The sequence below is a fragment of the Pantoea sp. V106_11 genome, assembly GCF_029967885.1.
Classification (GTDB): Bacteria; Pseudomonadota; Gammaproteobacteria; order Enterobacterales; family Enterobacteriaceae; genus Pantoea; species Pantoea ananatis.
In genome coordinates, this window is the sequence record NZ_JASCAK010000036.1 from 43,315 (window position 1) to 67,315 (window position 24,001).

General features: G+C 54.4%; 20 protein-coding genes and 1 other annotated feature. Of the genes, 14 read left to right on the forward strand and 6 right to left on the reverse strand.

Annotation, left to right across the window (positions count from 1 at the left end; translation table 11 throughout):
• Entirely contained in the window at nucleotides 1-1,794 is a 1,794-nt protein-coding gene (gene atzF / locus QLG08_RS18760) for an allophanate hydrolase (protein WP_019106394.1), read from the reverse strand.
• A gap of 270 nt (nucleotides 1,795-2,064) precedes the next feature.
• On the opposite strand from atzF, the gene sltY reads away from it, so the two are divergent.
• Nucleotides 2,065-3,984, forward strand: coding sequence for a murein transglycosylase (gene sltY / locus QLG08_RS18765; RefSeq protein ID WP_013024542.1), 1,920 nt, complete (start codon nucleotides 2,065-2,067; stop codon nucleotides 3,982-3,984).
• Nucleotides 3,985-4,028: 44 nt separating this feature from the next.
• The gene (gene trpR / locus QLG08_RS18770; RefSeq protein WP_013024543.1) at nucleotides 4,029-4,349 is read left to right on the forward strand and encodes a trp operon repressor; all 321 of its coding nucleotides are present in this window, start codon (nucleotides 4,029-4,031) and stop codon (nucleotides 4,347-4,349) included.
• Here the strand turns inward: trpR and yjjX are convergent, their stop codons facing one another.
• Nucleotides 4,350-4,868, reverse strand: a complete 519-nt coding sequence (gene yjjX / locus QLG08_RS18775; RefSeq protein ID WP_013024544.1) for an inosine/xanthosine triphosphatase — start codon at nucleotides 4,866-4,868, stop codon at nucleotides 4,350-4,352. It abuts the gene before it with no gap.
• Between the two features lie 60 nt (nucleotides 4,869-4,928).
• On the opposite strand from yjjX, the gene gpmB reads away from it, so the two are divergent.
• Nucleotides 4,929-5,576, forward strand: coding sequence for a 2,3-diphosphoglycerate-dependent phosphoglycerate mutase GpmB (gene gpmB / locus QLG08_RS18780; protein WP_013024545.1), 648 nt, complete (start codon nucleotides 4,929-4,931; stop codon nucleotides 5,574-5,576).
• A gap of 38 nt (nucleotides 5,577-5,614) precedes the next feature.
• Here gpmB and robA read toward each other — a convergent pair whose 3' ends face one another.
• Nucleotides 5,615-6,481 (reverse strand): MDR efflux pump AcrAB transcriptional activator RobA, encoded by an 867-nt coding sequence (gene robA / locus QLG08_RS18785; protein WP_013024546.1) that lies wholly within the window; start codon nucleotides 6,479-6,481, stop codon nucleotides 5,615-5,617.
• 195 nt (nucleotides 6,482-6,676) lie between these two features.
• Here robA and creA point away from each other — a divergent pair, with 195 nt between their 5' ends.
• A complete protein-coding gene (creA, locus tag QLG08_RS18790; RefSeq protein WP_019106396.1) occupies nucleotides 6,677-7,150 on the forward strand; it encodes a protein CreA in 474 nt (157 codons plus the stop codon).
• A gap of 43 nt (nucleotides 7,151-7,193) precedes the next feature.
• On the opposite strand, the gene arcA is transcribed toward creA, so the two are convergent.
• The gene (arcA, locus tag QLG08_RS18795; RefSeq protein WP_013024548.1) at nucleotides 7,194-7,910 is read right to left on the reverse strand and encodes a two-component system response regulator ArcA; all 717 of its coding nucleotides are present in this window, start codon (nucleotides 7,908-7,910) and stop codon (nucleotides 7,194-7,196) included.
• 604 nt (nucleotides 7,911-8,514) lie between these two features.
• On the opposite strand from arcA, the gene QLG08_RS18800 reads away from it, so the two are divergent.
• From QLG08_RS18800 to thrC, 4 genes are all read left to right on the forward strand, one after another.
• Nucleotides 8,515-9,213: a tRNA/rRNA methyltransferase gene (locus QLG08_RS18800; RefSeq protein WP_014606619.1), complete on the forward strand. Its 699-nt coding sequence runs from the start codon at nucleotides 8,515-8,517 to the stop codon at nucleotides 9,211-9,213.
• 201 nt (nucleotides 9,214-9,414) lie between these two features.
• Nucleotides 9,415-9,539 (forward strand) — a sequence feature (Thr leader region).
• 25 nt (nucleotides 9,540-9,564) lie between these two features.
• Nucleotides 9,565-12,027, forward strand: coding sequence for a bifunctional aspartate kinase/homoserine dehydrogenase I (gene thrA / locus QLG08_RS18805; protein ID WP_013024550.1), 2,463 nt, complete (start codon nucleotides 9,565-9,567; stop codon nucleotides 12,025-12,027).
• 2 nt (nucleotides 12,028-12,029) lie between these two features.
• Nucleotides 12,030-12,959, forward strand: coding sequence for a homoserine kinase (gene thrB / locus QLG08_RS18810; RefSeq protein WP_024472265.1), 930 nt, complete (start codon nucleotides 12,030-12,032; stop codon nucleotides 12,957-12,959).
• A gap of 3 nt (nucleotides 12,960-12,962) precedes the next feature.
• Nucleotides 12,963-14,246 carry a threonine synthase gene (gene thrC / locus QLG08_RS18815; protein ID WP_013024552.1) on the forward strand — a complete coding sequence of 428 codons (1,284 nt, stop codon included), beginning with the start codon at nucleotides 12,963-12,965 and terminating at the stop codon, nucleotides 14,244-14,246.
• A gap of 71 nt (nucleotides 14,247-14,317) precedes the next feature.
• Here the strand turns inward: thrC and yaaA are convergent, their stop codons facing one another.
• Entirely contained in the window at nucleotides 14,318-15,091 is a 774-nt protein-coding gene (gene yaaA, locus QLG08_RS18820) for a peroxide stress protein YaaA (RefSeq protein ID WP_013024553.1), read from the reverse strand.
• A 207-nt stretch (nucleotides 15,092-15,298) separates the two neighbouring features.
• Between yaaA and tal the strand changes: the two genes are divergently transcribed.
• From tal to QLG08_RS18835, 3 genes are all read left to right on the forward strand, one after another.
• Nucleotides 15,299-16,252 (forward strand): transaldolase, encoded by a 954-nt coding sequence (gene tal / locus QLG08_RS18825; RefSeq protein ID WP_015700986.1) that lies wholly within the window; start codon nucleotides 15,299-15,301, stop codon nucleotides 16,250-16,252.
• A gap of 117 nt (nucleotides 16,253-16,369) precedes the next feature.
• Nucleotides 16,370-16,957 carry a molybdopterin adenylyltransferase gene (mog, locus tag QLG08_RS18830; protein ID WP_013024555.1) on the forward strand — a complete coding sequence of 196 codons (588 nt, stop codon included), beginning with the start codon at nucleotides 16,370-16,372 and terminating at the stop codon, nucleotides 16,955-16,957.
• A 104-nt stretch (nucleotides 16,958-17,061) separates the two neighbouring features.
• A complete protein-coding gene (locus tag QLG08_RS18835) occupies nucleotides 17,062-18,369 on the forward strand; it encodes an MFS transporter (RefSeq protein ID WP_210523801.1) in 1,308 nt (435 codons plus the stop codon).
• 45 nt (nucleotides 18,370-18,414) lie between these two features.
• Here the strand turns inward: QLG08_RS18835 and QLG08_RS18840 are convergent, their stop codons facing one another.
• Entirely contained in the window at nucleotides 18,415-18,975 is a 561-nt protein-coding gene (locus QLG08_RS18840; RefSeq protein WP_282473133.1) for an acetate uptake transporter, read from the reverse strand.
• 297 nt (nucleotides 18,976-19,272) lie between these two features.
• Here QLG08_RS18840 and dnaK point away from each other — a divergent pair, with 297 nt between their 5' ends.
• From dnaK to nhaA, 3 genes are all read left to right on the forward strand, one after another.
• A complete protein-coding gene (dnaK, locus tag QLG08_RS18845) occupies nucleotides 19,273-21,183 on the forward strand; it encodes a molecular chaperone DnaK (RefSeq protein ID WP_013024558.1) in 1,911 nt (636 codons plus the stop codon).
• A gap of 102 nt (nucleotides 21,184-21,285) precedes the next feature.
• Nucleotides 21,286-22,431 carry a molecular chaperone DnaJ gene (gene dnaJ, locus QLG08_RS18850; protein ID WP_013024559.1) on the forward strand — a complete coding sequence of 382 codons (1,146 nt, stop codon included), beginning with the start codon at nucleotides 21,286-21,288 and terminating at the stop codon, nucleotides 22,429-22,431.
• Nucleotides 22,432-22,693: 262 nt separating this feature from the next.
• Nucleotides 22,694-23,872 carry a Na+/H+ antiporter NhaA gene (gene nhaA / locus QLG08_RS18855; RefSeq protein WP_282473134.1) on the forward strand — a complete coding sequence of 393 codons (1,179 nt, stop codon included), beginning with the start codon at nucleotides 22,694-22,696 and terminating at the stop codon, nucleotides 23,870-23,872.
• The last annotated feature ends 129 nt before the right edge of the window (nucleotides 23,873-24,001 follow it).

The following is a 24,001-nucleotide window of genomic DNA, read 5'->3' on the forward strand; positions in this document are numbered from 1 at the left end:
TTAACTCTCCAGAGAAGCGAGCCAGTTACGCCAGCCGCCGAATTCGGTAATCTCCAGCGCGTGCGTCAGCGCGGAACCTTCACAAATAAAGCCTTTCACCACGCGACCATCGGCAAGCGTGAGGCTGCCAATGCCCAGGGGTTGTGGGATCTCGGCCACAAATTCGCCAAAGCGCGCCAGGGGGATATCCCAGAGCTCGACGGCGATGGCGGCGCCCTGTTCCGCCCGCATCAGTCCCGGCTTTTTGACCGGGCCATCCAGCAGGGCAAACAGGCGATACTGGCTGGCCGTCTGGGTCTCTTCTACCCGGACGGCCTGGCGTTGCGTGAGCTGAAAGTTAAGTGGCATGCCGGTCAGGTGCGCGCCCACCACTGCAATGCGAACGTGGTCGCTGGAAAGGGGAAGCGGCGCAGGCTCAGCGGGTTGGGCCTTGCCAGTGGCGCCGCGCGGCAGGGCCATAGCCTGCTGCCAGCGCAGGCCAAACTGCGCCAGCGCGCGGTCATGCCAGGCGGGGGCGATGAGCGTAATGCCCGCGGGCAGATCGTCGTTTCTGAAAGGGGCGGGCAGCGCCAGTGCGGCAAGATCGGCCAGATTGGTAAAGTTGGTGTAAGTACCAAAATGTGAGTTGTAAATCACCGGCTCCTGCTGCATCTCATCCAGGGTATAGATCGTGGGGGACGTGGGCACGACCAGCGCATCAAACGGCGCCAGAGCCTGCTGAATCTGGCGCGCCAGCCGGGCGCGCAGGTATTCGGCCTCAAAGGCCTCGACGGCACTGTATTTCAGACCCGTCGAGATAATGCTGTGCACCACCGGATCCATCTTCTCCGGGTGGTTGAGCATCTCGCCTACGGCAGCGGTACGCTCCGCCACCCACGGGCCGTAGTAGAGCTGTTCGGCGAGCTGCGTGAAGGGGGTGAAATCAATCGGATGCAGCGTGGCGCCGCTGTCCTGCAGTGCGGTCAGCGCGGCGTCCCAGGCCGCTTCGGCAGCCGCATCATCAAAAAACACGGGGGCGGCAGGAATCGCGAAATCAGGATGGGATTTCATGCCCGCGGGCGCCGTACGAGGATGAACGCGCGAGTAGGCATCCTGAGCATCGTATCCTCCCGCCAGGCTGGCGACGCGAAACGCATCGTCCACCGTCAGCGCAAAGACGGAAATCGTGTCGTTCAGGCGGCAGGCAGGAACGACACCGCGCGCAGACAGCCAGCCCTTGGTCGGTTTCAGACCGACAATATTGTTGAAACCGGCGGGCACCCGGCCTGAACCGGCGGTATCGGTACCCAAAGAGAACGCCACCAGCCCTCGAGCCAGTACCGAGGCCGATCCCGAACTGGAGCCGCCGCTTACAAAGTCCGTGTCAAAGGTGTTACATACCGCGCCGTAAGGTGAACGTGTACCGACCAGTCCGGTAGCAAACTGGTCGAGGTTAGTTTTCCCCATCACCACCGCGCCCGCCGCTTTAAGCTGTGCCACCACAAAGGCATCCTCGGCGGCGATATAACGGAATGCAGGGCAGGCTGCCGTTGTCGGCCAGCCAGCCACGTCAATGTTATCTTTCACGGCAAAGGGAACACCGAACAGTGGAAGGGCATCCGGATCCTGCTGGTAACGTGCCAGGAGCGGCTCAGTTTGCGCCATTAACTGGGCGGGAGTGGCAAGACAGATCCACGCATTATCGTCTGGATCCAGCTCAGAAAGGTGTTCAGCCAGCAGCGTGTGAACCTGCTCCGGGTGTTGCCGAACGCGTTGCTGCCAGTCATTAAGGGTCAAACCGAATGTCGAAGCCATGCAGTGAATTCCAACAGGTATACAAGATGGGATTCAACAGAGCAAAGGACGTGCCAGAATTTTAATGCCATGAATCAATGAGATAATTTGAACAGCCATAAGAAGATGTGATGATAAAACGCACAGTTGTCGCGCAGGCAGTGTGACATCAGGGTGCGTTAAAGCGGTGCGAAGGTAAATTTTGTGAAGAACATGGCAAGAGTGGCTTCCCCTGGTTAGCATGAATAACGTCTGGCACAGAGCCAGCGCCCAGCAACAGAGGAGATTTACGTGGAGAAGTGGCGTAACTGGATGATAGGGATCTGCCTGGTCAGCACGGCCGGCAGCGCATGGGCTGATTCGCTTGATCAACAACGGCAACGATATCAACAAATTAAGCAGGCCTGGGACAGTAATCAGATGGCAACAGTTGAACAGCTGTTACCGACGCTACAGGATTATCCGCTTTATCCTTATTTAGAATACCGTCTGCTGGCGCAGGACCTGGACCAGGAAACCAGCCTGGCAGTACAAAATTTTATTCAAAAGTATCCGACTTTACCGCCAGCGCGCTCGCTGAAAACGCGTTTTGTTAACGTACTGGCGCATCGTCAGGACTGGCAAGGCGTGCTTAACTTCAGCCCCGACGAGCCCACGCCGGTGCAGGCACGTTGTAACTGGTACTATGCCAAATGGTCAACCGGAAAGCAGCAGGCGGCATTTGACGGTGCCAAAGCCATTTGGCTGCGCGGCACGGCCCTGCCGAATGACTGCGATAAGCTCTTCTCCGTGTGGCAGGCCAGCGGTCAGCTTTCTCCCATCACTATTCTTGAACGTATCCGCCTGGCAATGAAAGCGGGCAATGACAGCCTGGTCAGCTATCTGGCCAAAACGCTGCCTGCCGATTACAAGACGATGTCGGATGCATTACTGGCGTTGCAGAAAGATCCTCAGTCCGTCACGACCTTTGCCAACAGCGTGGGCGCAACCGACTTCACGCGCCAGGCCACGATTTTTGCCTTTACCCGCGTTGCCCGTGCCGATATGGAAACAGCCCGTAGCCTGATCCCTGAGCTGGTGCGCGCGCAAAAAATGGGGCCAGAAGATGAGCAGGCGCTGAAAGAGATTGTCGTCTGGCGGATGATGGGCAGCGATCTGACCTCCGAGCAGGCGCGCTGGCGCGATGCGGTGGTGATGAACAGCGAATCGACCGCGTTAGTAGAACGGCGGGTGCGCCTGGCGCTGAGTGAAAACGATCGTCGTGGCCTGAACACCTGGATTGCGCGTCTGCCGGTTGAAGCGAAAGAGAAAGACGAGTGGCAGTACTGGCAGGCCGATTTGCTTTATTCAAAAGATCGCAAAGAAGAAGCCGATGACATTCTGCGTAAGCTGATGAAAGAGCGCGGTTTTTATCCTATGGTTGCCGCACAACGTTTAGGGGTGGACTATCCTCTTCAGGTCGATGCGGCACCCAAACCTGACGCGGCAACCACCCAGGGGCCAGAACTCGCACGCGTGCGTGAGCTGATGTACTGGGGCATGGACAATCTGGCACGCAGCGAGTGGGCCAACCTGATCGGCAGCAAAACCCATGTCCAGCAGCAGATGCTGGCGCGCTACGCAAGCGAACAGGACTGGTGGGATCTGAGCGTACAGGCCACGATCACCGCGAAAATGTGGGACAGCCTGAAGGAGCGTTTCCCGCTGGCATGGCAGGATCTGTATAAGCAGAACACCCAGGGTAAATCCATTCCGCAGAGTTATGCGATGGCGATTTCCCGTCAGGAAAGTGCATGGAACCCGAAAGCCCGTTCCCCGGTGGGTGCCAGCGGACTGATGCAGATTATGCCGACGACCGCGACACACACCGTGAAGATGTTTAGCATCCCGGGCTATGTGAACGCGTCTCAGCTGTTCGATCCGCAGACCAACATTCAGATCGGGACGCAATATCTGGAGTATGTTTATCAGCAGTTTGATAAGAACCGGATATTCGCCTCAGCGGCTTACAATGCCGGCCCGGGACGCGTACGGACCTGGCAAGGCAGTACAGCAGGCAATCTCAACGCCGTCGCCTTTATCGAAACCATTCCGTTTTCGGAAACCCGGGGTTACGTGAAGAATGTGCTGGCCTATGATGCGTACTACCGCTACTTCCTGGGTCAGCCGGACAAGATCCTGTCCGATGCTGAGTGGAATCGCCGCTACTAGCTGTGTTAAGCTTCCGTACTCTTTAGCGAGTACGGAAGCCTCTCATGAATCAACCCTCTGTGCCATCCACGACTGACCCGGCTACGGACGCGCACTGGCTGCGTTTTGTTGAGCTGATGCAACAGGCTTTTGCGGATAACCAGGCGCTGCCGCTGTTACAGCTGATGACGACGCCAGATGAACGAGAGTCCTTTGGTACACGCTTGCGTATCATTGAATCGCTGCTGAATGGCGACATCAGCCAGCGTGAACTGAAAAACGAACTGGGCGTGGGGATTGCCACGATTACCCGCGGATCAAACAGCCTGAAAGAGGCGCCTCCGGCACTGAAGCAGTGGCTGGAAGCACACCTGACGCGTCGCTGATTACTGCTGATAGAACGGATGGGTTAGCGGGCAGAGCGCCAGTATCAGAGCCTGGTGGTAAACGCTGGAGCGGCTGAGCAGGCCCTGGGTCAGGGTACCGATTGCGCCGCCTTTGTGCTTAATATTGTCGATGCCGGTGAGGCGCGCCATCTCCTCACCCAGTTCGCGTCCTTCACGTAAACCGGCCATCACCACCGGCGGCAGGGTAAAACTGGCCGAACGTGACTCTCCCCGCTGTTTCTGGTTTTCCACCACCATCCACGCAAAAGCGCACTCTTCTTCAATTCCGGCTTCAATCGCCACCCAGAAGTCGGCTTCCGGACGAACCTGACGGGCATTCATCACGCGCTGGCGTGCGCCAGTTCGCGTTTCGAGGTTGGTTAAAGGCTGTGCCGCAACGCCGCTCTCGACCTCGACCCCTTCGATATGGCAGGATCCCTCGCCGAAAACGTCGTTGAATGCCTGAGCAATCGCACGAATCTTCGCTGGATTGATGGTAGCTGCGACAACATGGTACATAATTAATTGAACCCTCAGGTAATTAAGGCGATTTTGGTCGCAGTATAACGGAAACTAAGCATGCTACAGGTCTATCTTGTTCGTCACGGTGAAACGGTATGGAATGCAGAACGTCGCATTCAAGGGCACTCCGACAGTCCGCTGACGGAAAAAGGTGAGCAACAAGCCCGTCAGGTCGGTGAACGCATCAAAAGCGCCGGTATCACGCATATTATTTCCAGCGATTTAGGGCGCACCCGGCGCACCGCTGAAATCATTGCCGATGCCTGTGGTTGTGATATCACTTTCGACCCGCGACTGCGGGAGCTGAACATGGGCATACTGGAAAAACGATTGCTTGATGAACTGAGCCCGGAAGAAGAGGGCTGGCGTGCTTCGCTGGTGAACGGCAGCGAGGGCGGCCGCATTCCTAAGGGCGAATCCATGACGGAACTGGCGCAGCGTATGCAGGAGGCACTTAATGCCTGCCTGGCGCTGCCGGCAGGGAGCCGCCCGCTACTGGTCAGCCACGGCATGGCGCTGGGCGTGCTGGTCAGCACCATTCTGGGACTACCGGCCTATGCCGAACGTCGCCTGCGCCTGCGCAACTGTTCGATTTCCCGCGTTGATCATCAGCAGAGCGCATGGCTGGCACAGGGTTGGGTCGTGGAAACGGCGGGTGATATTGCCCACCTCGACGAACCCGCGATGGACGAGCTTCAGCGTTAATCGATGATGCCGTCATTACGGCGGCATCACACCAGGTATTAACGGCGAATCGGGATCAGATATTCACAACGAATCTCTGTAGGCGGTTCGCTGCGCTTTTTACCGCCGTGGGTAATAAAGCGCTCGATGTCCTGCCCCATGCGGCGCGTCAGGCCCAGCGTCGGCATGCAGGTACCGTATAACAACAGAATAAACTCCTGAAGTTCAACGCGCGGACCGCTGTAGTTGAACTGAACGTAATCCCCGGCTTCAAGAATGACCTTCTGGCCCGAATGCATATTGGTCGCGCTGTCGGTTGGCACGGCTGTGGTGTACAGAATCTCCTGCTCATCGTCTTTTTCATGACTGGCACGGACCTGGTGCAGACCGTAGAGCACGGGCGGAACCGTATCCGTTTCCAACAGAAACTGTTTCCAGAAATGGACACGCATTTCATCGCGGTAGCTGGAAATTTGTTCCAGGGTACAGGTGTAGCTCTGTGTCTGTCCCACCAGAACGGTCTCCGGCAGGGTGACGAACTGCGATTCCGGCTGCTGATCGTTTCCTAACCGAATGGGTGGGCGAATACCAAATGAATTCCAGTCAGACGAGCGGCGATACCATGCAGGTGTTTGATTAAACTGCTTTTTAAAGGCTCGTGTAAAGGTCTGCTGTGAATCAAACCGATACTGCAAAGCAATATCGAGAATCGGGCGGCTGGTCAGGCGAAGTGCCACCGCGGCTTTGGAAAGACGTCGTGCCCGGATATAGGCGCCAATGGCGTGTCCGGTAACGTCTTTAAACATCCGTTGTAGATGCCATTTAGAATAACCGGCTTTAGTGGAAACGTTATCCAGTGAAAGTGGTTGATCCAAATGGCTCTCCAGCCAGGCAAGCAAATCGCGAATGATACCGGCTTGGTCCATAAAACATCCTCATACTCTGGTGGCGCAGCTAAATGAAGTCGACGAATAATAGCACTTATTGCTTTAAAGACATGTTTGGTTTTGACTGGGATGGTTGTGCTATCTACGCGGGAATTTATACCCTTTTTACGTTGGTTATTGTATCGATTGACAGTACATTACATGCTCATCTATTACATTTGCAATGGTAACTCAATGACAATACCTCGTCTCCTGCTCGTCACCTTCGCGGGTTTGCTGTTTTCCAGTCCGCTTCTGGCTGAAGAGATTGGCTCCGTCGACACTGTGTTTAAGATGTTTGGACCCGACCACAAAATTGTGGTTGAGGCATTCGACGATCCCGACGTAAAAAATGTCACCTGCTACATCAGCCGGGCGAAAACAGGCGGTATCAAGGGCGGGCTGGGATTAGCGGAAGATACATCAGACGCGGCCATTTCGTGTCAGCAAATCGGGCCGGTAGAACTGAGCGAGAAAATTGCCAAAGGCAAAGCACAGGGTGACGTAGTGTTTCGTCAGCGCACATCGCTGATCTTCAAGAAACTGCAGGTCGTGCGTTTCTTTGACAGCAAGCGTAACGCATTAATTTATCTGGCTTACTCAGATAAAGTGGTGGATGGTTCACCTAAAAATGCGCTAAGCGCCGTACCGATTATGCCGTGGCACTAAGGCAATCATTAAACGCCCGTAAGGGCGTTAAATGATTGCCAGCTTAATCCTGCAGGTCACCACAGAAACGATAACCTTCGCCGTGAATGGTGGCGATGATTTCAGGGGTATCTGGCGTGGATTCAAAATGTTTACGGATACGACGGATTGTCACGTCAACAGTACGGTCGTGTGGCTTGAGATCGCGTCCGGTCATTTTCTTCAGCAAATCAGCACGCGTCTGAATCTTGCCGGGGTTTTCGCAGAAGTGCAGCATGGCACGGAACTCACTGCGCGGCAGTTTGTACTGCTCACCGTTGGGATTGATGAGTGAGCGGCTGTTGATGTCCAGCTCCCAGCCGTTGAACTTATAGCTTTCAACCTGGCGACGCTCTTCATTGGGTAAAGGCAAATTCATGGTGCGCAACAGCAGGTTACGTGCACGAATAGTTAATTCGCGTGGGTTAAACGGCTTAGTAATGTAGTCGTCTGCACCAATTTCCAGCCCAAGAATTTTATCGACTTCGTTATCGCGTCCGGTCAGGAACATCAATGCGACATTGGCTTGCTCACGCAGTTCACGTGCCAGTAACAGGCCGTTTTTACCCGGCAGATTGATGTCCATAATAACCAGATTGACATCATTGTCGGTCAACACCTGGTGCATCTCTGCACCATCGGTCGCTTCGTACACGACATAACCTTCCGCCTCAAAAATGCTTTTGAGGGTATTGCGCGTGACCAGTTCGTCTTCAACGATGAGAATGTGCGGGGTCTGCATGTTTAGCTACCTAATTTTGCCAACTAAATTGAAAACAGGGCGTACAGCGGTTAGGTGCTCTCCAGTGCGGAGAACGGCAAGCTTTGCTGAACCGTTGTACAAAAGTAAATTTTGATAAGCTTTTATCAAGGTCAACAACCGTATTCGCCAGCCTGCCGGGGTAAAAATTCCATGCCCTGCGGAATAATAATTTGAAACACATACTAACTGTATTAACAGCAACCTAACAGCAATAACAACAACTGGTAAGCATAAAAACAACGCTTCGTTGACTTATATCAAATGCAATTGTAGCACGTTAACATTTCTGTGAAAAACATCTCAAAAAATAGCGTGCTGGCTGACATTACGTCTCATTTTTGTCCCCGCCAGCCCGGCTTATCACTAAATATGATGTTAGAAACTTACTATTACAGTGGACTGAAATGAAAGGCTTTTATTTTGAAGGTTTTGATAATGTGCACTTTATGATAAAAAGGCGCGCTCCGGCCTTTTTTAACGTGTTTTAACATGTATGTCAGAGTCTTAACATGACCACCTATATCCCTCAATAAAGCAGGTGCGTGTTACACTAGCAGCGTGCACATTTACTGATGGAATGATCATGCTTTTTCCTCTTATCCTCGTCTCACCTGCCCGGGCAGAAAATATTGGCGCGGCGGCGCGTGCCATGAAAACCATGGGCTTTAATGAAATGCGTATTGTTGCCAGTGATGCATGGCAGGATCCGGCCGCCCGCCGCGTAGCTCATGGCGCAGGTGATATTCTGGACAGGATAAAAACCTTTGATACGCTGGCCGAAGCGCTGGCAGACATCGACTTTTCCGTCGCCACGACCGCGCGAAGTCGGGCCAGGTTCCGCTATTATGCAACGCCGCAGCAGGTGGAAGCGCAACTGCGGGAAAAACGTCAGTGGGTAAACAGCATGGCATTGGTATTTGGCCGTGAAGACAGCGGGCTGACCAATGAAGAGCTGGAGCAGGTTGACCTGCTCACCGGCATTCCAATGGCAAACGATTATCCTTCACTGAACCTGGGGCAGGCCGTTATGGTTTACTGTTACCAGCTGTCGGCGCTCAATCAGGTGGCTGCGCCTGTCGCCCCAGCGGCCGATGGTCAGCAGCTCCAAGCCCTGCGCCAGCGGTTTGAACAGTTACTGAGCCGGTTAGAGGTGAGTGACGACAATAAAATGGCCGACTGGATTAATCAGCGTATTGGCCTGTTAGAGCAGCGCGACAGTGCGATGTTGCACCGTTTGTTGCATGACGTGGAAAAAAAGCTGGCAGATAAATCCTCGGGTTAAGCGTGACTATACAGTCACAGATGTTAACGAAATGCGGTATAACAAACGATTCACCAGGCTTTTTTTGTTTAACAGCATGCTAAACATTGTGGTCTGTATTTGCGCAACGGATAAAACCGTTGACTTAATGTGCGCTTTGCTTTACTTCTTGACGCAGACGGACAATCAATGACAGACAGAAAAAATAAATCTGAATGCGTAATCACAGCCTGAACACCACAATTATTACCACCACCATTACCATTACGATCGGTAAAGGGGCGGGCTGACGCATCCAGGAAAAACAGAAAAGAAGCCCGCACCTCACGAGTGCGGGTTTTTTTTTGACTCAAAATCAGGAGAGTTGACATCATGCGAGTGCTGAAATTCGGTGGGACCTCGGTTGCTAATGCAGAGCGTTTTCTGCGCGTGGCCGATATTCTGGAAAGTAATGCGCAACAGGGACAGGTTGCCACCGTGCTTTCTGCGCCCGCTAAGATTACCAACCATCTGGTCGCGATGATCGAAAAAACCATTAGCGGTCAGGATGCGCTGCCGAATATCAGTGACGCGACGCGCATCTTTGCGGAGCTGCTGCAGGGGCTGGCCGAGGCGCAACCCGGTTTCGACTATGACGGGCTTAAAAGCCGCGTAGACAGCGAGTTTGCTCAGCTTAAACAGGTGCTGCACGGGATCAGCCTGTTGGGACAGTGCCCTGACAGCGTCAACGCCGCGATGATCTGTCGTGGTGAGAAGCTCTCGATTGCGATTATGGAAAAGCTGCTTGAGGCACGAGGTTATGGCGTCAGCGTTATCGATCCGGTCGAGAAGCTGTTAGCCATCGGCCACTATCTCGAGTCTACCGTGGATATCGCAGAATCAACCCGCCGCATCGAAGCCAGTAAAATTCCGGCTGAAAATATGATCCTGATGGCCGGTTTTACCGCCGGTAATGAGCGGGGCGAGCTGGTGGTGCTGGGCCGAAACGGTTCCGACTACTCTGCTGCCGTGTTGGCGGCTTGTCTGCGTGCCGATTGCTGCGAAATCTGGACCGACGTAGACGGGGTTTATACCTGCGATCCCCGTCAGGTGCCGGATGCCCGCCTGCTCAAATCCATGTCATACCAGGAGGCGATGGAGCTCTCCTATTTCGGGGCGAAAGTCCTGCATCCACGGACTATCGCGCCTATCGCCCAGTTCCAGATCCCTTGCCTGATCAAAAACACGGCCAATCCGCAGGCCCCAGGTACGCTGATCAGCGCCAATGGTGAACAGGATGAATTCCCGGTTAAGGGCATCACCAACCTGAATAATATGGCGATGTTTAACGTGTCTGGCCCGGGGATGAAAGGCATGGTGGGCATGGCCGCCCGCGTGTTCGCGACCATGTCACGCACCGGGATTTCAGTGGTGTTAATCACCCAGTCTTCTTCTGAATACAGCATCAGCTTCTGTGTTCCTCAGAGCGAGCAGGCGCGAGCGCGCCGTGTGCTGGAAGACGAATTCTATCTTGAACTGAAAGATGGATTGCTGGATGCGCTGGACGTTATCGAAAATCTGGCGGTGATCTCGGTTGTAGGGGATGGCATGCGCACCCTGCGCGGGATTTCAGCGAAATTCTTCTCTGCCCTGGCGCGCGCCAATATCAACATTATCGCTATCGCTCAGGGATCGTCTGAACGCTCTATTTCGGTCGTGGTCAATAATGATGACGTCACCACGGGCGTGCGCGTCGTGCATCAGATGCTGTTTGCCACCGACCAGGTGATTGAGGTTTTTGTGGTGGGCGTCGGCGGAGTCGGCGGCGCCCTGCTGGATCAGCTGCATCGCCAGCAGACGTGGCTTAAACAAAAGCACATCGATCTCCGCGTTTGCGGCATTGCGAATTCCCGGGCGCTGTTAACCAACGTGCACGGTATCGATCTCAGCGACTGGAAAGGCGAAATGGCGCAGGCCAAAGAGCCGTTTAACCTGGGGCGCTTAATTCGCCTGGTTAAAGAGTATCATTTACTGAATCCGGTGATTGTGGACTGTACCTCGAGCCAGGCGGTTGCCGACCAGTACGCAGATTTTCTGGCGGAAGGTTTTCACGTGGTCACGCCGAATAAAAAGGCCAACACCTCGTCGTGGGAATACTATCAGAAGATGCGTGTGGCGGCGGCGGGATCGCGTCGTAAGTTCCTGTATGACACTAACGTCGGCGCGGGTTTACCCGTCATTGAGAACCTGCAAAATCTGCTCAATGCAGGCGATGAGTTGATCAGGTTCTCGGGAATTTTATCAGGATCGTTATCCTATATTTTTGGCAAGCTGGATGAAGGTGTATCGCTGTCAGAAGCGACCAGGATGGCACGCGAGATGGGCTTTACCGAGCCCGATCCTCGTGACGATCTCTCAGGTACGGATGTCGCGCGCAAGCTGCTGATTCTGGCGCGTGAAGCGGGGCATTCGCTCGAAATGAGCGACATTGAAATCGAACCCCTGCTGCCCGCGCATCTGAATGCCATCGCCGATGTTGACCAGTTTATGGCGCAGTTACCCGAAGCCGATGCGGCGATTGCAGCCAGAGTGGAACAGGCACGTGCTGAAGGCAAAGTGTTGCGTCTGGTTGGCGTGATCGAAGAGGGCGGGGCATGTAAAGTGAAGATCGATGCGGTTGACGGTAACGATCCGCTTTTCAAAGTCAAAAATGGCGAAAACGCGCTGGCCTTTTACAGCCGCTATTATCAGCCGATTCCGTTAGTATTGCGCGGATACGGTGCAGGAAACGATGTGACAGCTGCGGGCGTGTTTGCCGATCTGCTGCGCACACTGTCATGGAAGTTGGGAGTGTAATGATGGTAAAAATTTATGCGCCGGCCTCAATCGGTAACGTCAGCGTGGGTTTTGACGTGCTGGGCGCGGCGGTATCGCCAGTGGATGGTACATTGCTGGGTGACTGCGTGTCGGTCGAGGCGGCCGACAGCTTTAGCCTGAGCAATGCGGGACGTTTTGTCAGTAAGCTGCCCAGCGATCCCAAAGAGAACATCGTCTATCAGTGCTGGCAGCGTTTTTGTGAAGCGATTGGCAAAACCGTACCTGTAGCGATGACGCTGGAAAAAAATATGCCGATCGGCTCCGGCCTCGGCTCCAGCGCCTGCTCCGTGGTGGCTGGCCTGATGGCGATGAATGAATTTTGTGGTAACCCGCTTGATGAAACTCAGCTCCTGACCCTGATGGGAGAACTGGAAGGGCGCATCTCCGGTAGCGTACATTACGATAATGTCGCGCCCTGCTTCCTTGGCGGTATTCAGCTGATGCTGGAAGAAAACGGCATTATCAGTCAGGCCGTACCCGGATTTGACGACTGGCTGTGGGTCATGGCCTATCCGGGTATTAAAGTCTCGACGGCGGAAGCGCGGGCGATTTTACCTGCGCAGTATGCAAAGCAGGACTGCATCAAACACGGTCGTCTGCTGGCAGGCTTTGTTCACGCCTGTCATACGCGCCAACCTGCGCTGGCGGCTAAACTTATGCAGGATGTCATTGCTGAGCCTTATCGTACTCAGCTGTTACCGGGCTTTGCCGAGGCTCGCCAGGCCGCGCAGGATATTGGCGCGCTGGCCTGTGGAATATCGGGCTCCGGCCCCACGCTATTTGCCGTTTGCAACCAGATGGAAACGGCGCAGCAGATGGCCGACTGGCTGAGCCAGCACTATCTGCAGAACGATGAAGGCTTCGTCCATATCTGCCGTCTTGATACGGCTGGCGCACGTAAACTGGGATAACGCATGAAACTCTACAACCTTAAGGATCATAACGAGCAGGTCAGCTTCGCCCAGGCGGTGAAACAAGGTCTGGGTTCACAGCAAGGGCTGTTTTTTCCGCTCGAACTGCCGGAATTTGAACTGACCGACATCGATGCCATGCTGGAAATGGATTTTGTTACCCGCAGCAGTAAAATCCTTTCAGCCTATATCGGGGATGAAATCCCGGCAGCGCACCTGACTGAACGCCTGAAAACCGCGTTCACCTTCCCGGCGCCGGTTAAGGCCGTCAGCGACGACATTGCCTGCCTGGAGTTGTTCCACGGCCCGACGCTGGCGTTCAAAGATTTTGGCGGCCGCTTCATGGCGCAGATGCTGTCATACGTCAGCGGGTCCGATGAGCAAATTACCATTCTGACGGCGACGTCCGGCGATACCGGTGCTGCCGTGGCTCACGCCTTTTACGGTATGGAGAATGTGCGTGTTGTCATCCTCTATCCGCAGGGGAAAATCAGCCCGTTACAGGAGAAGTTGTTCTGCACGCTGGGCGGCAACATCGAAACCATTGCGATTGACGGCGATTTTGACGCCTGCCAGTCGCTGGTTAAGCAGGCGTTTGACGATCAGGCGCTGAAAAAGGCGATCGGCCTGAACTCCGCTAACTCGATTAACATCAGCCGCCTGCTGGCGCAGATTTGCTACTACTTTGAAGCGGTTGCCCAACTGCCGCAGGAGAAGCGTAATCAGCTGGTGGTCTCCGTGCCAAGCGGAAACTTTGGTGATTTAACGGCCGGCCTGCTGGCGAAATCACTCGGCCTGCCGATTAAACGCTTTATCGCCGCGACCAACGCCAACGACACGGTGCCACGTTTCCTGGGCAAGGGTGAATGGCAGCCTAACGCCACCGTGGCGACGCTGTCGAATGCTATGGACGTTAGCCAGCCAAACAACTGGCCGCGTGTGGAAGAGCTGTTCCGCCGTAAAACCTGGCGTCTGAGCGATCTGGCTTACGGTGCGGTAACGGACGATGTTACGCGTGAAGCGATGCGCGAGCTGGCGAAGCTGGGTTACGTCTCTGAGCCGCATGCAGCAATTGCCTGGCGTCTGTTGCGTGACCAGCTGCAGGAAGGGGAGTTTGGTTTATTCCTCGGAACGGCCCATCCGGCTAAGTTCCTGGAGAGCGTGGAAAGCATTCTGGATCAGAAACTGGCATTGCCTGCCGAGCTGGCTGAGCGCGCGGATCTGCCCCTGCTGTCGCATCAGATGGGCGCAGATTTTGCCCAACTACGGGCGTTTCTGCTCAAGTAATGCTCTGTCAGTCAGGATGAGGTGGGCTGACCACCTCATCGCTTTTGCAGGGCTCATGCGTCGGGCTGTTGTTACCGTTCGGCGCGTTTAAACACCATCTCATTCTCACGGCTTTCCTCAGCCGCAAAAGCATAGCCATCCACGTCGAACCGCGTAAGCTGCTCTGGCTTCGTCAGGCGATTCTGAATGATGTAACGGCTCATCAGTCCCCGTGCTTTTTTCGCATAGAAACTGATCACTTTGAATTTGCCATTTTTCTCATCCAGAAAGACCGGTTTAATCAGGCGCGCCTGCAGTTTCTTGGGTTTGATGGCTTTGAAGTACTCATCGGAAGCCAGATTGATCAGCACGTCATCGCCCTGACTGGCCAACGCGTCGTTCAGTTTTTCCGTTAACAGATCGCCCCAGAAGCTGTAGAGATCCTGACCGGCCGGGTTAGCCAGTTTGATGCCCATCTCCAGCCGATAGGGCTGCATTAAATCCAGCGGACGCAGCAGGCCGTAAAGTCCGGACAGCATACGCAGATGCTGCTGGGCAAAGTCGAAATCTTGCTCGCTAAACGTCTCAGCCTGTAAACCGGTATAGACATCACCTTTAAACGCCAGAATAGCCTGACGGGCATTCTTCAGATTGAAATCCGGCTGCCAGCTGTTAAAGCGGTCAGCGTTTAAGTGTGCCAGCTTGTCGCTAATGCTCATCAGTGAAGCGACCTGTGCCGGCGAGAGCTTACGCGCAATTTCAATCAGCTGTTGTGACTTTTCTAACAGCGCGGGCTGGGTAAAACGCTGCGTCGTCAGGGGGCTTTCATAATCCAGCGTCTTGGCAGGAGAAATCACCATCAACATCGTCGCTTCCTCAATGAGTCCCTTTTTTTAAGGGGTTAGCCTGTAATTGTTGCCTGCGAGTGTAGCAAAAAAGCCGCAAGGATCGGCAAATCACTCCTATTTGTTCGCGCTATCGTAAACGGCATTCCCTGACCTTGCACCACCGTTACCGCGTGATATTATCCCAACAGCCTTTTATCACCCTGACAGTTAACTAAGAGAAAAAACATGACGGACAAACTGACCTCCCTGCGTCAACTGACCACCGTAGTGGCCGACACTGGTGATATCGCAGCGATGAAGCTGTATCAGCCTCAGGACGCAACGACCAACCCTTCTCTGATTCTCAATGCTGCTCAAATCCCTGAATACCGCAAACTGATTGATGAAGCGATCGCCTGGGCGCGTCAGCAGAGCAGCGATAAAGAACAACAGCTGCAGCTGGTATCCGACAAGCTGGCCGTTAACATCGGTCTGGAAATTCTTAAGCTGGTGCCGGGCCGTATCTCCACCGAAGTGGATGCTCGCCTTTCTTATGACACCGAAGCCAGCATTGCCAAAGCTCGCAGCCTGATTAAATTGTACAACGATGCCGGTATCAGCAACGATCGTATCCTGATCAAACTGGCCTCCACCTGGCAGGGCATTCGTGCAGCAGAGCAGCTGGAAAAAGAAGGTATCAACTGTAACCTGACCCTGCTGTTCTCCTTCGCTCAGGCGCGTGCCTGTGCTGAAGCGGGTGTTTACCTGATTTCGCCGTTTGTTGGCCGTATCCTCGACTGGTACAAAGCCAACACGGACAAGAAAGAGTACGCGCCACACGAAGATCCTGGCGTGGTGTCCGTGTCTGAAATCTACGATTACTACAAGCAGCACGGTTACGAAACCGTTGTGATGGGCGCCAGCTTCCGTAACGTCGGTGAGATCATCGAACTGGCCGGTTGTGACCGTCTGACCATTTCGCCTGCGCTGCTGAAAGAGCTGGCGGAGAGTGAAGGCACACTGGAGCGTAAGCTGAGCTACAAGGGTGAAGTTAAAGCGCGTCCGGGTAAGATGACAGAATCCGAGTTCCTTTGGCAGCACAATCAGGATCCTATGGCTGTGACCAAGCTGGCCGAAGGCATTCGTAATTTTGCCATCGACCAGGGCAAGCTTGAGAAGATGCTGGCAGAAATGCTGTAATCGTTTTACCGTGGCGGCGCTGTCGCCACGGTTTTCCCTTTCCGCCACCGTTTGTTATTCTTCTTAGTACCTCCTTCCCCATGCACCGCACTGCGGTAAATCACAGCGAATATCATCATGAACACATTACGTATCGGATTGATCTCGGTTTCCGATCGCGCCGCGAACGGGATTTATCAGGATCAGGGGATCCCTGCCCTGGAAGCCTGGCTGAACAGCGCGATCAGCACGCCCTTTGAAGTGGAAACGCGCCTGGTGCCCGATGAACAGCCCATGATAGAACAGACGATTTGCGAGCTGGTCGATGAGCGTTTTTGCCACCTGGTATTGACCACCGGTGGGACAGGCCCGGCCCGGCGTGATGTTACGCCCGATGCCACGCTGGCCGTTGCCGATCGCGAGATGCCGGGGTTTGGTGAGCAAATGCGGCAAATCAGCCTGCAGTTTGTGCCGACGGCCATTCTGTCGCGTCAGGTAGGGGTGATCCGTAAACAGTCGCTCATTCTCAATCTGCCCGGCCAGCCGAAGTCCATCAGGGAAACCCTGGAAGGCCTTAAAGACGACCAGGGCAAGATAAACGTTCCGGGCATCTTCGCGGCTGTACCTTATTGTTTACAGCTTCTGGAAGGCCCTTACGTGGAGACGCACGCGGATGTGGTAGCAGCTTTTCGCCCCAAAAGCGCGATACGTGAGATAAATAACTAAATATTTTGCTTTTCAGGAATAAGCTACAGGCTCGCTGGTGTGGTGATAAATTGACGGTATAGTAAGAGAATCTTTACAACTGTTTTCACTTTCTCTGGACGCTTATGACCACATTTAAGACACCGCGCCTGAAACCCCAGGATTACAAAACGCTGGCACTCGCGGCGCTGGGTGGCGCGCTGGAATTTTACGACTTCATTATTTTCGTTTTTTTCGCTGCCGTGATCGGCGAGATTTTCTTCCCCAGCGATATTCCTGAATGGCTCCGCCAGCTCCAGACGTTCGCCATTTTTGCAGCGGGCTACCTGGCGCGTCCGCTGGGCGGCATCATCATGGCCCACTTTGGCGATAAAGTGGGTCGCAAAAAAATGTTCAGCCTGAGTATTTTGTTGATGGCGCTGCCCACGTTGGCTATGGGCGCACTGCCTGGCTGGGACGCGATTGGCCTGGCGGCCCCCCTGTTAATGCTGCTGATGCGCATGCTACAGGGCGCGGCGATTGGTGGGGAAGTCCCGGGCGCATGGGTTTTTGTGGCGGAGCACGTGCCCTACAAACGTATTGGTATCGCCTGCGGCACGCTGACCGCCGGACTCACTATCGGCATCCTGTTAGGGTCGGTCGTGGCAACCTTAATTAATACCACCATGACCCAGCAGGCCATTCATGATGGCGGCTGGCGCATTCCTTTTTTCCTGGGCGGATTGTTTGGCCTGGGGGCGATGTATCTTCGCCGCTGGCTACATGAAACGCCGGTTTTCATTGAAATGCAGCAGCGTAAAACGCTGGCGCAGGAGCTGCCGCTGAAAACCGTAATCCTTAAACACCAAAAATCGGTCGTGATTTCGATTCTGCTGACCTGGATGCTGTCTGCCTGCATCGTGGTGGTGATTTTAATGGCGCCGGTCTGGCTGCAGAAACAGCATGGTATGGCCCCGGCGCTCACCTTAAAGGCCAACAGCATCGCGATTATCATGTTATGTATCGGGTGCATCGTTGCCGGGCTGTTGGTGGACCGTTTTGGCGCCAGTCGGACGTTGAGCCTCGGTAGCGTGCTGCTGGCATTGTGTAGCGGGATGTTCTATTCCCTCGCGCCTCAGTATCCTGATTACCTGTTTCAGCTCTATGGGCTGGTGGGTTTTAGCGTGGGCGTCGTGGGGATTGTGCCCTTTGTGATGGTACGTGCGTTCCCTGCTGAGGTGCGTTTCACCGGCTTGTCGTTCTCTTATAATCTTTCTTATGCGGTATTTGGTGGCCTGACGCCGATTTGCGTGACGCTGCTGATGAACGTTTCCACCATGGCACCCGGCTGGTATGTCATGACGCTTGCGCTGGTCGGGTTGCTGATCGGTCTCTGGCTCAGACAGGATATCAGCCATGAGCCGAATCTGTGTGACGGGATAAAACAGGCATAAACACGCACGCGGAGCCGGGCTCCGCGTGCTGCCTCGACCATTTGCTTACGCGCCGATGGGCAGAACGATCCGTCCGAAGGTTTCGTTTAGCACTTCACCTATGGCCAGGTAACAGGCGCTGGCACCGCACACCAACCCGACCCAGCCTGCGCAGGGGATCAGCGCGGGAAGATGCGCCAGGTGACCCGTCGCCAGTAACAGGAACAATAACGCCAGCGAGCCGAAAACAAACTGCAGCATCGTTGCGCTCCGCAGCGTGCCAAAGAACATAAACAGGGTAAACAGGCCCCACAGTCCTAGCCAGGCGCCTAAAAAGGTCTCATTGGCCGGTTTCGCCAGCCCCATTTCAGGCAGTAACTGAATAGCCACAAAGCTTAGCCAGAAAATGCCGTAAGAGGTAAAGGCCGTCAGTCCAAACGTATTATTCTTTTTAAACGCCAGCAGTCCGGCCAGCACCTGCGCAATCCCACCATAAAACATGCCCATCGCCAGAATGGTCACATCCATGGCAAACAGGCCCGTATTGTGCAAATTCAGTAAAATCGTTGTCATGCCGAATCCCATCAACCCCAGGGGGGCAGGATTGGCCAGTGTTGTCGTTGTCATCGTTCCTCAGCGGTGTTGTTAGCGTAAAAGGCGCTGCCCGCCTCAATGCAGAATAAGCGCGGCGAGCCGCATAATAGTCAGCGTATTCATAGCCGTCTTTGATCCTGGTCTGACAGGGACTGAAAATTTTTTTTCATTTAACCCTTGATGCGCTTCTAAGCGACCCCATTTACTTGTCATCGAGCGTTGTGAACGTTGTAAAAAAAAGCATGTGAGGTTGGGTTGAATGTAAACAACCTGCCCACATAAAAGGTTCACAACCCAAACTGGCAACGAATTTAAGTGGGAGATGTTTAGATGGGTAAGATTATTGGTATTGACCTGGGTACAACCAACTCTTGTGTTGCGGTCATGGACGGCACCAAAGCGCGCGTACTCGAAAACGCGGAAGGCGATCGCACCACGCCTTCGATCATCGCTTACACCCAGGATGGGGAAACTCTGGTCGGACAACCGGCTAAACGTCAGGCCGTCACCAACCCGCAGAATACCCTCTTTGCGATTAAGCGCCTGATCGGCCGTCGCTTCCAGGACGAAGAAGTGCAGCGTGATATCAAAATCATGCCATACAAAATTGTGGGTGCCGATAACGGCGACGCATGGCTGGAAGTGAAAGGCCAGAAAATGGCACCGCCGCAGATTTCTGCGGAAGTCCTGAAAAAGATGAAGAAAACGGCTGAAGATTTCCTGGGTGAGCCAGTGACTGAAGCGGTTATCACTGTTCCAGCCTACTTCAACGATGCGCAGCGTCAGGCGACCAAAGATGCCGGCCGTATCGCAGGTCTGGAAGTCAAACGTATCATTAACGAACCTACCGCCGCGGCACTGGCTTACGGTCTGGATAAAGGCCAGGGCAACCGCACGATAGCGGTTTATGACCTGGGTGGCGGTACATTCGATATCTCTATCATCGAAATCGATGAAGTTGATGGCGAGAAAACCTTTGAAGTGCTGGCAACCAACGGTGATACCCACCTGGGTGGTGAGGACTTCGACAGCCGTCTGATCAACTATCTGGTCGCGGAATTTAAGAAAGATCAGGGCATCGATCTGCACAACGATCCGCTGGCGATGCAGCGCCTGAAAGAAGCGGCAGAGAAAGCGAAGATCGAGCTGTCTTCTGCGCAGCAGACCGATGTTAACCTGCCGTACATCACGGCGGACGCAACCGGTCCTAAGCACCTGAACATTAAAGTGACTCGTTCTAAACTGGAATCACTGGTTGAAGATCTGGTTGCTCGCTCTATCGAGCCGCTGAAAGTGGCACTGCAGGACGCCGGACTGTCAGTTTCTGACATCAACGATGTCATCCTGGTAGGTGGTCAGACTCGTATGCCACTGGTTCAGGCGAAAGTGACCGAGTTCTTTGGTAAAGAGCCACGTAAAGATGTGAACCCGGACGAAGCAGTTGCCGTAGGTGCTGCGGTACAGGGCGGTGTGTTAGGTGGTGATGTTAAAGACGTTCTGCTGCTGGACGTGACCCCGCTGTCACTGGGTATCGAAACCATGGGTGGCGTGATGACATCGCTGATCAGCAAGAACACCACCATCCCAACCAAGCACAGCCAGGTGTTCTCGACGGCAGAAGACAACCAGTCTGCCGTAACGATTCACGTGCTGCAGGGTGAACGCAAGCGTGCCAACGACAACAAGTCTTTGGGCCAGTTTAACCTGGACGGCATTCAGGCTGCGCCACGCGGTATGCCGCAGATTGAAGTGACCTTTGACATCGATGCGGACGGTATCCTGCACGTGTCGGCGAAGGACAAAAACAGCGGTAAAGAGCAGAAGATCACCATTAAGGCGTCTTCCGGCCTGAACGAGGACGAGATTGCGAAGATGGTTCGTGATGCTGAAGCGAACGCAGAATCTGACCGTAAGTTCGAAGAGCTGGTGCAGACCCGTAACCAGGGCGACCAGATCGCGCACAGCACACGTAAGCAGCTGGATGAAGCGGGCGACAAGCTGTCAGCTGATGATAAAGCGCCTATCGAAGCTGCACTGAGCGCGCTGGAAACTGCGCTGAAAGGCGAAGATAAAGCAGAGATCGATGCCAAAATGCAGGCGCTGATGGAAGTGTCCAGCAAGCTGATGGAAGCGGCACAGCAGTCTCAGGCAGGTGCAGCGGATGCCCACGATGCGTCAGCGAAGAAAGATGACGACGTGGTTGATGCTGAATTCGAAGAAGTGAAAGACAATAAGAAATAATTGCCCCTGACCGGGCGCGACGGTTGCCCTGACAGCCGTTGAAACCAGCACGGGCGTAGGAGTTTTCTCCACGCCCGTGCGATCATGTTAAGGGCTAAATAAATGGCGAAGAGTGATTACTACGAGATTTTAGGCGTCGCCAAATCTGCAGACGAGCGTGAAATCAAAAAGGCTTACAAACGCCTGGCGATGAAACATCATCCGGACCGCAATCCCGGTGATAAAGAATCTGAAACCAAATTTAAAGAAGCGAAAGAAGCCTACGAGATTCTGACCGACCCTCAGAAGCGTGCGGCCTACGATCAGTACGGCCATGCTGCCTTTGAACAAGGTGGTATGGGCGGTGGCGGATACGGCGGCGGCGGCTTTGGCGGCGGCGGTGCAGATTTCAGCGATATCTTTGGCGACGTTTTCGGTGACATCTTTGGTGGTGGCCGCCGTCAGCGCGCAGCCCGTGGTGCAGATTTGCGCTACAACATGGAGCTGACGCTGGAAGAAGCGGTTCGCGGCGTGACCAAAGAGATCCGTATACCGACGCTGGAAGAGTGTGACGTTTGCCACGGCAGCGGTGCCAAAGCGGGCACCAAACCGCAAACCTGTTCAACCTGTCATGGTGCAGGCCAGGTACAGATGCGTCAGGGCTTTTTCACCGTACAGCAGGCTTGTCCGACCTGTCACGGTCGCGGCTCGGTGATTAAAGATCCGTGCAATGCCTGTCACGGGCACGGTCGCGTAGAGAAATCGAAAACCCTGTCGGTAAAAATTCCTGCCGGTGTGGATACGGGCGACCGTATTCGTCTGAGCGGTGAAGGTGAAGCCGGTGAGCAGGGCGCACCCGCGGGCGATCTGTACGTGCAGGTGTCGGTGAAAAAACACCCGATCTTCGAGCGTGAAGAGAACAACCTCTACTGCGAAGTACCGATTAACTTTGCGATGGCCGCCCTGGGTGGCGAGATTGAAGTGCCGACGCTGGACGGTCGCGTGAAGCTGAAAGTGCCAGCGGAAACCCAGACCGGCAAGCTGTTCCGCATGCGCGGGCGCGGTGTGAAATCGGTGCGCGGCGGTGCGGTAGGCGATCTGCTGTGTCGTGTGGTGGTGGAAACCCCTGTCAGCCTTAATGACAAGCAGAAAGCGTTGCTGCGTGAGCTGGAAGAGAGCTTTGGTGGGCCCAGCGGCGAGCATAACAGTCCGCGCTCCAAAAGCTTCTTCGACGGCGTGAAGAAATTCTTCGACGACCTGACGCGTTAATCGCGTTACTGACGTCAGACCCGATGAAAGCGGAGAGGAAACTCTCCGCTTTTTTTTGCGTCCTGCACTGCTGAAACGGTTTCTGGCACAGACCAGCTCTGCACCTTTCACGGCTATCCGGTTCTCCCGTCGGGTTATCATTCGCGGGCTGTTGTAGCCAAAAGTCTAACGTAATGTAAAAGCGACTAAATAAGCTTTTTATCAGGTTCGTTGAATCGTTACACTGCTCAGCATTCTGTATTACGCTCAGGAGGAGTGCATTTTGTCAAAACCTCGTCGAATTAAGCATTTACTGAAAAGTTTTATTGAGAGCGATGCCAGCAACGGCATGGTGCTCATTCTGGCTGCGGTCGTCGCTATGATCCTCGCCAATGGCGCTTCCACCGCCCAGGGCTACCAGGCTTTGCTGGATACACCGGTACAGATTCGCTTCGGCGAACTGGATATCAGTAAAAATCTGCTTCTATGGATCAACGACGCCATGATGGCACTGTTCTTCCTGCTGATTGGTCTGGAAGTGAAGCGCGAGCTGATCTCAGGCGAACTCGCCAGCCGCGATCGGGCCATCTTTCCGGTGATTGCCGCGTTAGGGGGAATGGCGGCACCGGCACTGGTGTTTTTGCTGTTTAACCACGGTGATGAGATTGCCCGAAATGGCTGGGCGATCCCCACCGCGACGGATATCGCGTTTGCGCTCGGAGTCCTTGCCCTGCTTGGCAGCCGTGTGCCGACCGCCCTGAAGGTATTCCTGATGGCGCTGGCGATTATTGATGACCTGGGTGCCATCGTGATCATCGCGCTGTTTTACACCAGCGATCTGTCTGTGATGTCTCTGAGCGTGGCGGCAGGCGCTATCGTGGTGCTGGCGGTGCTGAACCGCTGTAACGTGCGGAATATCGCCATCTATATGCTGGTCGGCATAGTGCTGTGGACGGCCGTGCTGAAATCGGGCGTCCATGCTACGCTGGCGGGCGTGATCGTGGGCTTCTTTGTACCGCTGGAAGAGAAAGACGGCCATTCGCCTGCGGAACATCTGGCACACGGATTAATGCCGTGGGTGAACTGGCTGATTCTGCCGCTGTTTGCCTTTGCGAATGCCGGGATTTCGCTGACGGGTATCACCTTTGGCGATGTGCTGTCACCAGAGCCGCTGGGCATCATCCTGGGCCTGTTGATCGGTAAGCCGCTGGGGATTACGCTGTTTTGCTGGCTGGCGGTGAAGCTGAGGCTGGCAGCCTTGCCGAGCGGCACGACTATTCGCGATATCATGGCGATTGGCGTGCTGTGCGGCATTGGCTTTACCATGTCGATATTTATCAGTTCGCTGGCCTTTGACGCTGCCCACGAACAGTTAGTGACGTTCTCTAAGCTGGGTATCCTCAGCGGTTCGTTGCTTTCCGCCGTTCTGGGTTACACTTTATTGCGAATCAAGCTGCGATAAAAATCCATTGCTGCAACACATTCATCCGGTGTTGCAGCAATGCTGGTTCCTGTCTCAACATCTCAACATCTCAACATCTCAACATCTCAACATCTCAACATCTCAACATCTCAACATCTCAACATCTCA

Excerpts from the sequence above, each read along its gene's own strand:
- trpR (WP_013024543.1), top strand. The coding sequence starts at position 4,029 with ATGAATCAACCCTCTGTGCCATCCACGACTGACCCGGCTACGGACGCG.
- QLG08_RS18835 (WP_210523801.1), top strand. The coding sequence starts at position 17,062 with ATGACCACATTTAAGACACCGCGCCTGAAACCCCAGGATTACAAAACG.
- yjjX (WP_013024544.1), bottom strand. The coding sequence starts at position 4,868 with ATGTACCATGTTGTCGCAGCTACCATCAATCCAGCGAAGATTCGTGCG.
- dnaJ (WP_013024559.1), top strand. The coding sequence starts at position 21,286 with ATGGCGAAGAGTGATTACTACGAGATTTTAGGCGTCGCCAAATCTGCA.
- tal (WP_015700986.1), top strand. The coding sequence starts at position 15,299 with ATGACGGACAAACTGACCTCCCTGCGTCAACTGACCACCGTAGTGGCC.
- thrB (WP_024472265.1), top strand. The coding sequence starts at position 12,030 with ATGGTAAAAATTTATGCGCCGGCCTCAATCGGTAACGTCAGCGTGGGT.
- thrC (WP_013024552.1), top strand. The coding sequence starts at position 12,963 with ATGAAACTCTACAACCTTAAGGATCATAACGAGCAGGTCAGCTTCGCC.
- QLG08_RS18840 (WP_282473133.1), bottom strand. The coding sequence starts at position 18,975 with ATGACAACGACAACACTGGCCAATCCTGCCCCCCTGGGGTTGATGGGA.
- thrA (WP_013024550.1), top strand. The coding sequence starts at position 9,565 with ATGCGAGTGCTGAAATTCGGTGGGACCTCGGTTGCTAATGCAGAGCGT.
- mog (WP_013024555.1), top strand. The coding sequence starts at position 16,370 with ATGAACACATTACGTATCGGATTGATCTCGGTTTCCGATCGCGCCGCG.
- arcA (WP_013024548.1), bottom strand. The coding sequence starts at position 7,910 with ATGCAGACCCCGCACATTCTCATCGTTGAAGACGAACTGGTCACGCGC.
- atzF (WP_019106394.1), bottom strand. The coding sequence starts at position 1,794 with ATGGCTTCGACATTCGGTTTGACCCTTAATGACTGGCAGCAACGCGTT.
- creA (WP_019106396.1), top strand. The coding sequence starts at position 6,677 with ATGACAATACCTCGTCTCCTGCTCGTCACCTTCGCGGGTTTGCTGTTT.
- QLG08_RS18800 (WP_014606619.1), top strand. The coding sequence starts at position 8,515 with ATGCTTTTTCCTCTTATCCTCGTCTCACCTGCCCGGGCAGAAAATATT.
- dnaK (WP_013024558.1), top strand. The coding sequence starts at position 19,273 with ATGGGTAAGATTATTGGTATTGACCTGGGTACAACCAACTCTTGTGTT.
- robA (WP_013024546.1), bottom strand. The coding sequence starts at position 6,481 with ATGGACCAAGCCGGTATCATTCGCGATTTGCTTGCCTGGCTGGAGAGC.
- gpmB (WP_013024545.1), top strand. The coding sequence starts at position 4,929 with ATGCTACAGGTCTATCTTGTTCGTCACGGTGAAACGGTATGGAATGCA.
- yaaA (WP_013024553.1), bottom strand. The coding sequence starts at position 15,091 with ATGTTGATGGTGATTTCTCCTGCCAAGACGCTGGATTATGAAAGCCCC.